General features: G+C 44.4%; 16 protein-coding genes. 2 read left to right on the top strand and 14 right to left on the bottom strand.

Going from position 1 to position 13,884, the window contains the following annotated elements:
* Nucleotides 1-223 precede the first annotated feature (223 nt).
* On the top strand, nucleotides 224-787 hold the full coding sequence (locus O4M77_RS00175) for a 5'-nucleosidase (RefSeq protein WP_125278875.1): 564 nt from the start codon (nucleotides 224-226) through the stop codon (nucleotides 785-787).
* A gap of 72 nt (nucleotides 788-859) precedes the next feature.
* Here the strand turns inward: O4M77_RS00175 and O4M77_RS00180 are convergent, their stop codons facing one another.
* The 14 genes from O4M77_RS00180 to ubiG all read right to left on the bottom strand — a co-directional run bounded on the left by O4M77_RS00180 (nucleotide 860) and on the right by ubiG (nucleotide 12,945).
* Complete coding sequence (locus tag O4M77_RS00180; protein ID WP_262738008.1) at nucleotides 860-1,483, bottom strand: TetR/AcrR family transcriptional regulator; 624 nt, start codon at nucleotides 1,481-1,483, stop codon at nucleotides 860-862.
* A 348-nt stretch (nucleotides 1,484-1,831) separates the two neighbouring features.
* Nucleotides 1,832-2,638, bottom strand: a complete 807-nt coding sequence (locus tag O4M77_RS00185; protein ID WP_125278874.1) for an ABC transporter ATP-binding protein — start codon at nucleotides 2,636-2,638, stop codon at nucleotides 1,832-1,834.
* A 25-nt stretch (nucleotides 2,639-2,663) separates the two neighbouring features.
* Nucleotides 2,664-3,479, bottom strand: coding sequence for an aliphatic sulfonate ABC transporter permease SsuC (gene ssuC, locus O4M77_RS00190; protein WP_313660039.1), 816 nt, complete (start codon nucleotides 3,477-3,479; stop codon nucleotides 2,664-2,666).
* A complete protein-coding gene (gene ssuD / locus O4M77_RS00195) occupies nucleotides 3,479-4,654 on the bottom strand; it encodes an FMNH2-dependent alkanesulfonate monooxygenase (RefSeq protein WP_313660038.1) in 1,176 nt (391 codons plus the stop codon). Before ssuD ends, ssuC begins: the two co-directional genes overlap by 1 nt.
* A 16-nt stretch (nucleotides 4,655-4,670) precedes the next feature.
* Nucleotides 4,671-5,663 carry a sulfonate ABC transporter substrate-binding protein gene (locus O4M77_RS00200; RefSeq protein WP_409516594.1) on the bottom strand — a complete coding sequence of 331 codons (993 nt, stop codon included), beginning with the start codon at nucleotides 5,661-5,663 and terminating at the stop codon, nucleotides 4,671-4,673.
* 28 nt (nucleotides 5,664-5,691) lie between these two features.
* A complete protein-coding gene (locus O4M77_RS00205) occupies nucleotides 5,692-6,651 on the bottom strand; it encodes a sulfonate ABC transporter substrate-binding protein (protein WP_180025298.1) in 960 nt (319 codons plus the stop codon).
* A gap of 334 nt (nucleotides 6,652-6,985) precedes the next feature.
* Nucleotides 6,986-8,329: an amino-acid N-acetyltransferase gene (gene argA / locus O4M77_RS00210; protein WP_313660037.1), complete on the bottom strand. Its 1,344-nt coding sequence runs from the start codon at nucleotides 8,327-8,329 to the stop codon at nucleotides 6,986-6,988.
* A gap of 132 nt (nucleotides 8,330-8,461) precedes the next feature.
* Entirely contained in the window at nucleotides 8,462-8,824 is a 363-nt protein-coding gene (locus tag O4M77_RS00215; protein WP_313660036.1) for an RcnB family protein, read from the bottom strand.
* Between the two features lie 222 nt (nucleotides 8,825-9,046).
* Nucleotides 9,047-9,442, bottom strand: a complete 396-nt coding sequence (locus O4M77_RS00220) for an RcnB family protein (RefSeq protein ID WP_034704024.1) — start codon at nucleotides 9,440-9,442, stop codon at nucleotides 9,047-9,049.
* A gap of 306 nt (nucleotides 9,443-9,748) precedes the next feature.
* Nucleotides 9,749-9,904 carry a hypothetical protein gene (locus O4M77_RS00225; RefSeq protein ID WP_313660035.1) on the bottom strand — a complete coding sequence of 52 codons (156 nt, stop codon included), beginning with the start codon at nucleotides 9,902-9,904 and terminating at the stop codon, nucleotides 9,749-9,751.
* 184 nt (nucleotides 9,905-10,088) lie between these two features.
* On the bottom strand, nucleotides 10,089-10,508 hold the full coding sequence (locus O4M77_RS00230) for a hypothetical protein (protein WP_004781373.1): 420 nt from the start codon (nucleotides 10,506-10,508) through the stop codon (nucleotides 10,089-10,091).
* A gap of 226 nt (nucleotides 10,509-10,734) precedes the next feature.
* Complete coding sequence (locus tag O4M77_RS00235; protein WP_323713658.1) at nucleotides 10,735-11,481, bottom strand: YciK family oxidoreductase; 747 nt, start codon at nucleotides 11,479-11,481, stop codon at nucleotides 10,735-10,737.
* 49 nt (nucleotides 11,482-11,530) lie between these two features.
* Complete coding sequence (locus tag O4M77_RS00240) at nucleotides 11,531-12,220, bottom strand: HAD-IA family hydrolase (RefSeq protein ID WP_323713659.1); 690 nt, start codon at nucleotides 12,218-12,220, stop codon at nucleotides 11,531-11,533.
* Complete coding sequence (ubiG, locus tag O4M77_RS00245; protein ID WP_034704015.1) at nucleotides 12,217-12,945, bottom strand: bifunctional 2-polyprenyl-6-hydroxyphenol methylase/3-demethylubiquinol 3-O-methyltransferase UbiG; 729 nt, start codon at nucleotides 12,943-12,945, stop codon at nucleotides 12,217-12,219. Before ubiG ends, O4M77_RS00240 begins: the two co-directional genes overlap by 4 nt.
* Nucleotides 12,946-13,171: 226 nt before the next feature.
* On the opposite strand from ubiG, the gene O4M77_RS00250 reads away from it, so the two are divergent.
* A complete protein-coding gene (locus tag O4M77_RS00250) occupies nucleotides 13,172-13,789 on the top strand; it encodes a thiol:disulfide interchange protein DsbA/DsbL (RefSeq protein ID WP_004781380.1) in 618 nt (205 codons plus the stop codon).
* Nucleotides 13,790-13,884 lie beyond the last annotated feature (95 nt).

Raw genomic sequence — 13,884 nt, forward strand, 5'->3', positions numbered from 1 at the left:
GCTATATATTGCCATAATCTCAACGATTCGTCTTGCTGTTGTGTTTTTATGCAAAAAAATTATTGAAAAATCACGAAACCCATCAAGAAGAAAGTGTGCCATCCAAGAATCTTTTGCTGTTATTTAAGCATGAGATCTGCAAAATAGAAATCTAAAAACCCGCTTTTCATTGCCTGGATTTTGCTTTCTAATGTCACGGTTTTCTCAGTATCGAGTAGTTTGCATGTCAGATTCGGCACTCATCATGGCATTGGCCAGTGAATCCAAAGGTTTGTTCGAAGCAGAAGGTGTAGAAGTCCACTATAGTGGCATCGGCAAGGTGAATGCTGCTTTTAAGGCTTTTGAAGTGATTCAGAAAACTCGCTGTAAAACCCTGATTAATCTCGGCACCGCAGGCAGTTCCCATTTCAAGGCGCATGAACTGGTTGAAGTTAAGCGTTTTGTGCAACGTGATATGGATGTTTCACCACTAGGATTTGAAGTTGGTATTACCCCGATGGATGATCATTTGCCAGGCGCAATTGATCTGGAACCGTTCTTTGCCCATTTACCGAAAGGGGTTTGTGGAACAGGGGATAGCTTTGAAACAGGCTTACCAAAAGTGGCTTGTCAGCTGGTGGATATGGAAGGCTATGCGCTGGCCAAGGTATGCAGAAAATTGGATGTGCGCCTGATTTCAGTCAAATATATTACTGACGGTGCAGATGATAGTGCTCATTTGGACTGGGAAGAGAATCTGCTGCTAGGTGCGCAGAAATTATTGAATTTATATCAAACGTTAAAATAATAATAAAGGGTGAGAGAAGGGGTCGGCGACCATAAAATTTATGGCCGTATGCCAAATGATTTTTGCGTTGACCTATTTTTCTTGTGTACGCGGAAGTACGCCGTACAGCATCATATGTACAGTATGCTGGATAATCCGTTGTTGCATGCTGCGGTTACGCAAGGTCTTGCCTGTTACCATTTCCATCTGGGTCGCGAAATCTGCATAGTTCTGGGTCACGGCCCAGATATTCAGAATCAGCAGTTCAGGATCGATATCTTTAGAAATTTTGCCTTGTTCCTGCCAGTTTGAAATCACTTTGGCTTTACGCTTGACCAGTTTTTTCAATGGACCTTTTAAGATTTCTAAAATGTGCGGCGCACCCTGAATCACTTCCAGAGCGAATAAGCGTGAAGCTTTAGGCTGGGTACGCGATACTTCAATTTTTTGCATCAAATAATTGGTAATCGCTTCTTCAGGCTCAAGATCAGCTTCTAGCATTTGTAAAGGTGCCAGCCATTTTTGTAGAACGGTCGTTAAAACCTCTACATAGAGCGCCTCTTTATTTTCATAATAATAGAAAATATTCGACTTATGCATTTCTGCAAGTTGTGCGATCTCATCTAAACTCGCCCCATTAAAACCGTATAGGGAAAAAACATCGAGTGCAGCATTCAGCAGCTGGTTGCGTTTTTGAGTACTCTTTTTTTGTTCCATCAGCAAATATTAAAAACAATTAAAAAGGGAATTTTTAATTGTACGTCAAATCATCAGATTTGTGCATCAAGTCAGGCGCTAATTTTATGAATAATGATGATTTATTCTTTAGATTAAAGATATAATTAGTATCGGTTTAAGGCGCAGGAATTAAAAACCAAGCTTTTGAAAAGGTTGATGATTTTTTAAGTACTAATTATTACCTTGAAGCATCATAAAGTTAAAATAAAATTAATGAATGAAGTTGAAATTTTGCCAATTGCTGAATAAATAATCAGTGAGACAGATATTCTCTTGATTCAAAATAAGGAATCCAGAATAAACAGTTATTCCAGATTCCCTCACATTTTAGGTTGCCAGAACGGCATTCAGAACCTGCTGTTCAAGTTCGGCGAATTTCACATTCTTTTGTCGTGGACGTGGCAGATCAACTTTGAACTCTTTGGCAATATAGCCTTTATCCAACAGGATAATCCGGTCTGCCAGTTGTACGGCTTCACTCACGTCATGGGTGACCAGAATCGCGGTAAAGCCCTGTTCAGTCCATAATTTTTCAATTAGGTTCTGCATATCCAGACGGGTCAGGGCATCCAGCGCACCAAGTGGTTCATCTAGTAATAAAATACGCGGCTTATGTGACAAGGCACGTGCAAGAGCTGTACGCTGACGCTGACCACCAGACAGTTGTGAAGGCCAAAGCCCGGCTTTTTCTTTTAAGCCGACTTTCTCTAGCATTTGTGATGCATTGTCATGCTGGTCTTTGGGTAAGCCGAGTTGCACGTTCTGTTCGATGCTGCGCCATGGCAATAAACGCGGATCCTGGAACATCACGCGGATATCATCAGCGGTGATGCCTTCACGGATATGACGTGCGGACTTGAATTTAATTTCGCCATAGCTCTGTTTTTCTAAATCTGCAATCAGACGGAGCAGGGTACTTTTACCACAACCACTACGGCCAACAATCGCCAGAAATTCACCCGGCTGAATATGCAGGTCCAGATCTTCCAGTACCTTCACCGAACCATAGAACTTGTGCAGCTGTTCAATAATGATTTCGGCACCCGCAACGGCATTGGGATTGATGTCGGTTGCAGCAGGCTCCTGCACTGCAGTCGGATCATTGGCAAGACGCCCTAAGCTGAGATCAGTCATCACATGCTCCTCAATATTTTTTCAATTATTTTTGATAGCCAGCATGCCAGCGCAGCAGGAATCGTTCTAAGGCCACGGCTAGGACATCTGCCAGTTTACCGAGCAGGGCATACAGTAAAATACCCACCAGTACGACATCAGTTTGCAGGAATTCACGCGCGTTCATGGTCATATAACCGATACCGGACTGGGCAGAAATCGTTTCAGCCACAATCAGCAGTACCCAGACCAGACCAAGTGAAAAACGTAGGCCGACCAGAATTGAAGGCATTGCCCCTGGCAGGATGATTTCTTTATAAAGCTGCCAGCGAGTCAGGCCATAGCTTTTACCCATTTCAATCAGCTGGGAATCGACTGAACGAATCCCATGATAGGTATTGATGTAGATTGGGAAAAACACACCAATCGCGACCAGAAACAGCTTGGCTGATTCATCAATTCCGAACCAGAGAATCACCAGTGGAATCAAGGCCAAAGCCGGGATATTACGGATCATCTGTAAGGTGGTATCCAGCAGGGTAGAAGCCGTTTTGGATGAACCATTCAGTAGACCCAAAATCAGCCCTAGACCACCACCCACCAATAACCCACTTAGGGCACGACCAGCACTCACTTTGACATGTGTCCATAACTCACCGCTAAGTAGTAAATTCCAGAATGCGATGACTACGGCACTTGGTGCAGGCAAAATACGGCTTTCCAGCAAACCGGTACTTGACGCGATTTGCCAGAGTAGAATTAATCCAACAGGAACTAACCAGGGCAGCAGATGCTGCCCCAGAATTGTTCCACGTGAAACCTGCTTTGGGGTCAGGGTTTCACCTGAAACGACTTTTGACATTAAGCAGACTCCTTAATTTTCTCAGCCTGCTTGTTCTCGTCAGGTGTGTAGTTGTTCGCCACAATCTCACCGAATGGACCAGTCAGGTTTGGCTGAGCCAGTTTTTGCTGAGTTTCAAGCGGAAGTAATGGGAATACCAGTTCCGCAAAACGGATCGATTCTTCCAGATGTGGGTAGCCTGAGAAAATGAAGGTATCAATACCTAGATCAGCATATTCCTGAATACGTGCAGCGACAGTTTCCGGATCGCCGACCAGTGCTGTGCCTGCACCACCACGAACCAGACCTACACCTGCCCACAGGTTTGGAGACACTTCGAGTTTGCTACGGTCGCCATTGTGCAGCTCAGCCATACGACGTTGGCCGACAGAGTCCATTTGCTTGAATTTCGCTTGTGCAGCAGCAATAGTGGCATCATCTACATACTGGATGAGCTCGTCTGCTGCTCTCCATGCTTCTTCATTGGTTTCACGCACGATCACATGCAGACGGATACCGTAGCTCAGCTTGCGACCTTTCGCTTCCGCTTTGGCACGCACATTTTCAATTTTTTCTTTCACTGCTGCAGGCGGCTCACCCCAAGTCAGGTAAGTGTCGACCTGATCAGTGGCCAGTTCAACGGCTGCATCTGAAGAACCACCGAACCAGAGTGGTGGATATGGTTTTTGAACTGGTGGATAAAGCAGTTTGGCATCATCTACACTGAGACGTTCGCCATGGAAAGTGAAGCTTTCGCCGGTATGTGAACGGGTCAGAATTTCACGCCAGATTGTCGTATATTCAGCTGCAGTCTTGTAGCGTGTTGCATGATCTTCATAAACGCCGTCACCTTTTAGTTCTTGCTCATCACCACCCGTCACCAGGTTCAGCAATACACGGCCACCAGACAGACGGTCAAAGGTTGCAGCCATACGTGCAGTCAGGGCAGGCGTAGTAACACCTGGACGCAGCGCGACGAGGAATTTCAGTTTTTTAGTGGCATCAATCAGGCTGGCTGCGGTTAACCACGGATCTTCACATGAACGGCCAGTCGGGATTAACACGCCTTCATAACCAAGATTATCGACCGCAACCGCAATCTGCTTCATGTAGGCATGATCGACCTGGCGTGCACCTTTGCTGGTACCTAAGTAGCGGCTGTCGCCATGTGTCGGGATAAACCAGAAAATTTTCATGTCTTTGATCCTTAGATTATTTGCCTGCCCAAACGGCTTGCTGAATATTGATAGATTTCGGAATGATCTTGAGTTCGCTAAAACGGTTTGCGAGTTCCTGCTGATCGGCAATCACTTTCTTGGTAAGCGGTGCCGGACCAGACGGATTCGGACGACGCTGGATAAAGGTCTGGCTGACAATCGGTTTTAGACCGGTACTTTGTGCAAAGATGCTTGCAGTTTCAGCCTTATGGCTTTGTACCCATTTATCCGCAACATTGATCTGCTTGATAATGCCTTTTAAGGCTTGTGGATGATTTTTGATTAAATTTTCTGAAGCCAGGTAAAAGGTATAATTTGGACTTAAGCCCTTGCCTGAAGATAAAACTCTGGCTTTATCTTCTACTTGAGCCGCAGCATAGTACGGATCCCAAATCGCCCAGGCATCAATCGCACCTTTCTGGAAAGCTGCACGCGCATCAGCAGGGCTTAGCCAGACCGGTTGGATATCAGTCCATTGCAGACCCGCTTTGCGTACTGCCTGTACCAGTAAATAATGTGAGCTTGAACCGCGGTGCACGCCAACACGTTTACCTTTGAGCTGGCTTAGCTTGGTAATTTTGGAATTGTGCTGGACCAAAATGGCAGAAGATAAAGGTTTTGCAGTTTCATAAGCAAAATAGTGCAATGGTTTATTGCCTGCCTGAGCGTAGACAGGAGGCGTATCTCCAGTTGCACCTACATCAATAGAACCTACCGCCAATGCTTCTAAAATTTGCGGTCCGCCTGGGAATTCATTCCAGCTGATTTTTGCATTTGGAAATTCCTTTTCCAACAGTTTTTGCTGCTGGGCAATGACCAGGTTCACAGAAGCTTTTTGATAGCCCACACGAAGCTGTTTAACAGAAGGATCTACTGCCCAAGCGGCACTTGAACCCAACATCGCGCAAGCAACTAATGCAGCGTTCATTCCATGACTGGAGGTCTTGAACCATGTGATTGCTTTGTTGTGTAGCTGATGTTGAGTCATGATTAAATCCCCTAAATTGTTCTTTGGTTTACTTCGCGATAATTGCAGATTGAATATTCAGTTTGGCTGGAATCAGTTGCTGGCCATAGAAGGCATCAGCCACCTGTTGTTGTTTTTGTGCCACTTCGGGAGTGAGTGGTTTTACCCCAAAGCCCATGCGTGAAATAGACGTTTTCAAGACATCAAAGGCCAGGCCTGTCGGTTTTTCCAGAAGTTTGGCGGCTTCATCCTGATGAGCAGAGACCCACTCAGTGGTCAGGTTGAGTTCATTCACGACAGCTTCAATAATCTGTGGGTTGGCTTCAGCAAACTTGCGATCTGCCAGATAGAACTGATGATTACTGACGATGTTCTCACCCGTGGCGATGACACGGGCACCAATCTGATGTTCTGCTGCAGCGAAGAACGGATCCCAGATCACCCAGGCATCGACAGCACCGCGTTCGAAAGCGGCACGGGCATCAGAAGGTGGCAGGTAAACCACTTCGATATCGCTGAGTTTCAGATTATTGGCTTCAAGGACTTTGAGTAGTAAGTAATGAACATTTGAGCCTTTATTTAAGGCAACACGTTTGCCTTTCAGATCCTGAACTGACTGGATATTCGAATCTTTTTGTACGATTAGCGCTTCAGCTTTCGGTGCTTCAGGCTGATTGGCCACATAGACCAGATTTGAGTTCGCTGCTTGAGCAAAGATCGGTGGCGCTTCACCGGCTTCACCAAAAGATACGCTGCCGACATTCAAGCCTTCAAGCAACTGAGGACCAGCCGGGAATTCAACCCATTTCACATTCACGCCTTGTTCTTTTAATGACGTTTCTAAGGTGCCACGTTCTTTTAAGATCGGCAGTACGCCATATTTCTGGAAACCAATATTCAGGGTCACGGCTTCCTGTTTTTTGCCACAGCCAGAAAGCATCATCACGCCAGCCACCGCAGCACTAAGGACCGCAGTTTTTGTGAATAATTGAATGTGTGATTGGCGCATGAATCAGAACTCCTGAAAATTTAGAAATGTGAAATGAAGAACTTAGGCATACGCTAAAGCTTTTTACTTTTCTAAAAAAATAACTATTCAGGAATTTCTAATGAAGAAAAAAGATAAATAAAAAAGTGCAAAACTTATGCAGGAAAGTGATTTACACATTAATTTAGGAAGAAAGAATTATTTATATAAGACAATGAAATATAAAATTATTTATTCTAAATAAAGTGGCCAGATATGCTTATTAGAAAATCAGCAATAGGATTTTTATGCTGAATACAGGTTTTATGAATATCGTTATCTAAAATAGAGATATGAGAGCGAATAAAAAGTCACTTTAAAGTGACTTTTTACAGACAATTGAATTGCGCTGATAATTATAAAAAGCCTGTCGGGCATCAGGCAAATCATCTACTGATGCCGGTTCAAAACCCTGTTCCAGAAACCAGTGTGCAGTACGGGTCGTTAAAATAAACAGTTGCTGAATACCCAGACTTTTGGCCTTATCTTCCAGATAATGCAGGATCTGGCTACCGCGGTTGGATTGACGGTAACTTGGATCTACTGCAACGCAGGCGATTTCTGCGGAACGCAGTTCATTGCCCGTAGTCGGAATCGGATACAGGGCAGCACAGGCCAGAATCATGCCGTCACGCTCAATTACCGCGAACTGGTCGATTTCATTTTCCAGACGTTCCCGCGAACGGTAAACCAGAATACCTTCTTCTTCTAAGGGGCGGAGCAAACGGATCAGGCCACCGACATCCTGAATATCGGCCATACGCACTTCTTCATAATGCGCATCGGTGATCATGGTGCCGGAACCATCCCGGGTGAACAGTTCTTCCAGCAAGGCGCCGTCATAGGTATACGAAATCAGATGAACACGATTGACGCCATTTTGGGAAGCTTCCTGAGCGGCCTTGAGCTGGAGCCGAATTTCAATATCCTGTTCATCAGAAAGAATATAGTCATCCAGTTGCTGTGGGGTTACTTCCCGTTTTAACTGGCCCTTACTGTCGAGCAGACCATGCTGTCGACCCAAGATAATCAGTTTATCTGCTTTGAGGCGGGTCGCAGTTTTGGTTGCAACTTCTTCAGCTAGAAGGTTAAAAACTTCGCCTGTCGTTGAATAGCCGGTCGGACCGAGAATCACAATATTATGATTATCCAGATGACGTTGAATCGCATCAGTATCAATCGCCCGAACTTCACCAGTTAACTGAAAATCAACCCCGTCACGGATACCATAAGGTTTGGCTGTTACAAAATTTCCTGAAACGGCATCGATGCGCGCACCATACATGGGTGAGTTGGCCAGCCCCATCGATAATAGCGCCTCAATCTGTAAACGGATCGATCCTACTGCATTCAGTACACAGCTTAAGGATTCACGAGTTGTGACCCGACGCTGCTGATGGAAAGGGGTCTCGAAGCCACTCGCAGCCAGATTCTGGTTAATCTGCGGACGCGCGCCGTGCACCAGAATCAGCCGGATTCCTAAAGAATTGAGCAGGGCAATATCATGAATGATGTGCTGAAAGTTGTCATGCAATACCGCTTCACCATCAAACATGATCACAAAGGTTTTATTGCGATGAGCATTGATATAAGGCGCAGAATGGCGAAACCAGTGCACATATTGCAAGGTATTGCTCGGTGAGGTTTCTGCTGCAGTCATAGCTGTGCCCATTTCAATATTTAAAGATCTAGCTTTGATTCTAATGAAAAAATACTGAAGTGGAAGTACAGATATAAAAAAACACCTGAAGCGAGCTTCAGGTGTCTGCTAGAAGGGCAGAAAAGAGAATGATTAGTTGATGATTCGAACAATCTTGTCGTTACGATCGTTGACTAGTACATAGTCACCATTGATTTTGTACCATTGCTGGTTTTTACCTGCTTTCGGCAGACGGCGTGCTTCATGGCCACTGACTTCAAAGCGACGGTTGTCATACTGGTTTGGCAGTTTTTGACCTACGCGCCAGTCACGGCTTGGGTTAACCCCACGGTTGTTATAACGACGGTCATCCCATTTTTTCGCATCTTTATGATTCCAGTGCGGTGCTGATTTATGCGGTGCATAACGTGGATCATGATGCTGCGGTGCTGCCATTGCAGAAGTAGCAACCAGCGCACTAAGAGATAAGGCAATTGTAGTTAAAACTTTTTTCATGGCTCTCACCTAAAAATCTGTACATGTTTTCGATGAGATTAAATTAGCGAATAAGTAGATAGAAAGCGTGAGGTCAGTTTAGTGGAATTGTTAAATTCATGAAGGAATTTAGGAGATTAGCCACGATTAAAAGGAAAGCTCTAAAATAAGAAAAAGCCTAAAAAGGCTCATCCGAAAAATCAAAAAGCCCAAACGAGGTTGGGCTTTGCATCAGGTTCTGAATCAGTCTCCGATAATCCGGACAATACTGTTATTTTCAGAGTTCACCAGAATGTAGTCATTGTTGACTTTGTACCATTGCTGCTTACGGTCTGGTTTAGGCAGTTTATGGTCCTTATACTCGACCTTGTAGCCATTACTGCGATAATGCTGCGGCATGACATAGCCAGGCTGCCAGCGTAACTGTTGCAGACGTTTAACGCCACGTTCTTCACGCATACGACGTTTATCATACTGGTCTTGGTGATCGTCATGAAACTCACGCGATTTCTTGGCCTGATGATGACCCGGACCCCGTTCCATACGCTGTTCATCATTGAAATGAGGGGCAGCGTTTGCAACATTTGCCAGCATGAATGCACTGCAGGACATCGCCAATGCTACCAGAACCTTTTTCATGTTGAACCCTCATTCAATTGTTCATTTTCTACAGTAACTAATGTACGGAAAAATTGCAGAGAAACTGTGAAGAACTGGCTGAAGTTTTATATCAATTACAGAGAAATTATGATTATGCCATGATTTTACATAAGCTTAGGATGCACTTCAGTCAGTTGGCCAGTTATGCCCAGCCCCATTGGCATTTCAGCAAAACCGGGATAAAGATGCAAGCGCAATGTCCTGAATTGTGTATCAAAACCGTCTCAAATTAGTGGAAAAATATTCTTTTTAAGCACCAGATCTTGATTCGGTCATTGCAATTTTTCAATTCCACTGTTCCGTTAAACCCTGTAAGGACTGAATGGCTTCAGCCACAGACTCTGCCTCGACTGCATCTTCTAAAGCCAAAATCAGGGCAGTTGATAACTGCAAATTTTCAATACAACGAATAGTTTCAGTTTTACGTTTTTGGTCTGCCATTAAATTTTCCTTCGCTTTGATTTAACTTGAAAAGCATTATAAAAATTTTATATTAATTTGGAAAACCGAATAATTTTATATTATTGATTCATTAAAACGATTTATATCTTTTTTTTTAAAGAATTTAAGGATAAGAAAAGCGCACTATCCGTAAATGCGCTCTTTCGGGATCTAATGAACGATCTTAATAGGCATAGTTCAGATCAGTATAGTCACTTAGGGATTTCTGTACATGTGCCTGAATAAAAGTACGCACATCTTCTGCTGTCATTGCTTTGCCCTGATTGCTAATCACATGTTCAATTTCAGGCTGACCTTCGATCTTGATGCGATAGACAAAGTGTTTCGCCACCTGATAGCGATCGTCCAGTTTTTCGATACCGGTCACATAATGATAGGAATGTTCAAAATTCAGATCGGTATGGGAAAAGACAAACTGGTCAAACAGTTTCAGTTTTTGACCATTTTCGAGTGCCTGAATGTCATCGACAATGCTGGCATCAAACTTCATGCCGTATTTTTCAGAGATCGGCTGCTGATCGACCAGCAGAGAGACCATGCCATCTTCCAAAGTCGTCACGGTGATGTTGTTTAAGTCAGTCATGTTGCACTCAAATAAAAATCTGTTGGCGCTAGTATAGGGGAATTTGCAGCGAACTGAATAAAGACAGTATTGCAGAGATAAGAAAGGTCTGGCTGATTCAGTCTGAAATCTGGATGAATTGGGCAGAAGAATAAGCCAGCTTTCAAATGGGTCTTATCTTTATAGAGTTTAAAAAAAACAAAAAGCCAATGCGGACATTGGCTTTTAAATAGGTGTCAATTAAAGATTAGTCCTGCGCATCAATACTTTGACCGTTCATATGCAAGCTATCTTCACCCATCAGGTACAGATAGGCTGGCATGATGGAATCCGGTGTCGGTAAGGTTTTCGGATCTTCATTCGGATAAGCCTTGGCACGCATTGCCGTACGTGTAGCGCCTGGATTGATACAGTTAAAACGGATATTCGAATTGACCCGTTCTTTGGCAAATAACTGGCTCACTGCTTCAATGGCAATTTTTGAAACTGAATAAGCGCCCCAGCATTCCAGGGCTTCACGACCTACGCCGGAACTGGCAAAGACCACAGAAGCATGTTTGGATTTTTCCAGCAGGGGTAACAGGGCTTGGGTAATCACAAAAGGCGCACGAAGGTTAACCGCCATGACATCATCCCAGACATTAACCGGATAATCTGCCAGTGACACTCGCTCGCCTAAAATACCGGCATTATGCAAAATCCCGTCCAGACGGCCAAACTGGCGATCGAGCGTGTCGAGCAATAATTCATAATCACGTTCAGAGGCGCTAGATAACTGCAATGGGAGAATGGCAGGTTGCGGCGCACCTAAGCTTTCAATCTCGTCATAAATGACTTCAAGCTTGTTTAAGGTACGCCCGTGCAGAACTACAGTTGCCCCATGCAGGGCATAGCTGATTGCTGCTGCACGACCAATGCCATCGCCCGCACCCGTGATCAGGATGATACGATCTTTTAACAGATCGGGGCGAGGTTGATATTCTGAATACTTCATTATCTACCTCCTCATTATTATTGTTAAGTGTCTTCAGTAGTTTCAGGAATCAAGACAGGACACTTGGCTCGCTCAAGACCAGTTTTTGAATGTGCTGGTGTAACTCGTTCACTGTATTCACTATATAGTCGGCTTGCCAGGCTGTTAAGTCATCTTTGTATTGCAGTGGTAAATAACCGTATGCTGCCAGTATGGTATACATTTTGGCATTGCGGCCAGCATCAATATCCCGTGGATGGTCACCGACATAGATACAGTCTTCTGCAGCCAGCTGTAACTGCTGGGCAGCCAGATACATTGGCTCCGGATCTGGCTTGGTTCGAGTTACATCTTCCGGACAGACCAGTACGGCACAGCGCTCGGTCAGGTTTAAAGCTTTGAGTAAAGCTTCGCTCAACCAGCGCGGTTTATTGGTCACAATTCCCCAAGGGACATCATTTTCTTCTAATTCTTCAAGTAGAGGATACATTCCGCTGAACAGGTCTGTATCTACAGCAATATCTGCGCCATACATATCCAGAAAACGCTGGCGATGATCCAAGAAAACCGGATCTTCCAGTTGTAGTTCCGGATAGACCAATTTGACCATAGCGCGGGCACCTTCTGAAACCTGGGTACGGATCAGATCAGCTTCAACCACTTCACGGCCGGCTTCGCGGCACATATGCTGGATAATCCGGATAAAGTCAGCCGCAGTATCAATTAAAGTACCATCTAGGTCGAATAGAACCGCCTTCATTGGGCAGCCTCTTGCGCACTTTCTTTAACGGTATACACCATATAGTTCACGTCAACATTCGGTGCCAGCCAGTAACGCTTGGTCAGCGGGTTATAATGCAGGCCAGTCATATCTTTCAGTTTTAAACCGGCATTACGGATGTCGTGCGCCAACTCAGAAGGCTTGATGAATTTGCTGTAATCATGTGTACCTTTGGCCAGCATACGCAGGATATATTCTGCACCAATGATCGCGAACAGATAAGATTTTGGATTACGGTTAATGGTCGAGAAGAAGACATGACCACCTGGTTTGGCCAGTTTATAACAGGCCTGAATAATAGAGGCTGGATCAGGTACATGTTCCAGCATTTCCATACAGGTAACCACATCGTATTGACCGGCTTGCTCTTCTGCCAGCTGTTCTACCGGAATCTGACGGTATTCAATATTGCTAACATCTTCCTGCTCAGCATGGATGCGTGCCACATTCAGTGGCGCTTCGCCCATATCAATGCCCAGCACCTGAGCGCCACGGCGCGCCATGCTTTCTGACAGGATGCCCCCGCCACAGCCCACATCCAGCACTTTCTTGCCGCTCAAGCCACCAGCATGTTCATCAATCCAGTTGAGACGCAACGGATTGATCATATGCAATGGGCGGAACTCGGAATGCTGATCCCACCATATAGCTGCAAATGCTTCAAACTTGGCAATTTCTTGTGGATCAACATTCAATTGCGACATCGGTGTTACCTCAATCAGTCGTGATTATTTAAAATTTAAGTTCGCCCAGAGGCGGTATAAACAGATTTAACTTCTTGTAAATCAGTACACTTGTTTAGTGTAGCGATTCTGGAAAAAAAAGCGATAAAAGCTGTAAAAAAGTTCACAGAATAAAAACGAAACCGGCATAATTACTTTATAGTGAAGCCATAAATTAGACATAATGATTTAGAGGACGATAATCCCAATGAAAAAATTTATTTTAGGCACTGTAGCCGCATCTGTTTTGGCATTTTCTGGCAGTGCAATGGCCGCCAACTTTGTAGCAGGTCAAGACTATCAAGTCCTGGCGAATCCAGTAAAAGTTGAAAAGCCGGGGAAAATTGAAGTCCGTGAATTCTTCTGGTATGGCTGTGGTCACTGCTATTCTCTTGAACCACACATGCAAAGCTGGTTAAAAAAATTGCCTAAAGATGTACGTTTTGTACGTACTCCAGCCGCGATGAATCCACTATGGGAACAGGCAGCTCGTGCGTATTATGTGTCTGAAGCTCTAGGTGTTCGTCAAAAAGCGCATTTGCAGCTATTTCATGATATCCATGCGAAGAAACAGCCAATTCTGGAGCAGGCTCAATTGGCCAAGTTCTATACCCGTTATGGTATTTCTGAAGCGAAATTTAATACCACTTATAAATCATTCCCGATTTCTTCAAAAATCGCACAGGCCAAAAATCTGGCTGCGACTTATCAGTTAAGCGGCGTACCAGCGGTAACCGTAAATGGTAAGTATGTAGTTCAGGGCGATGATGCCAAAGTGGTTCAAGTGGTGAATTATCTGGTTGAAAAAGAGCGTAAAGCTAAATAACACCAGATCTGCATGAATCTAAAAACCCGCAGCTGTATGCGGGTTTTTTTATGTCAGGATAAAATTGAATTGTGAAATAGATTTCACTCAGATGA

The organism is Acinetobacter sp. YWS30-1 (assembly GCF_033558715.1).
Classification (GTDB): Bacteria; Pseudomonadota; Gammaproteobacteria; order Pseudomonadales; family Moraxellaceae; genus Acinetobacter.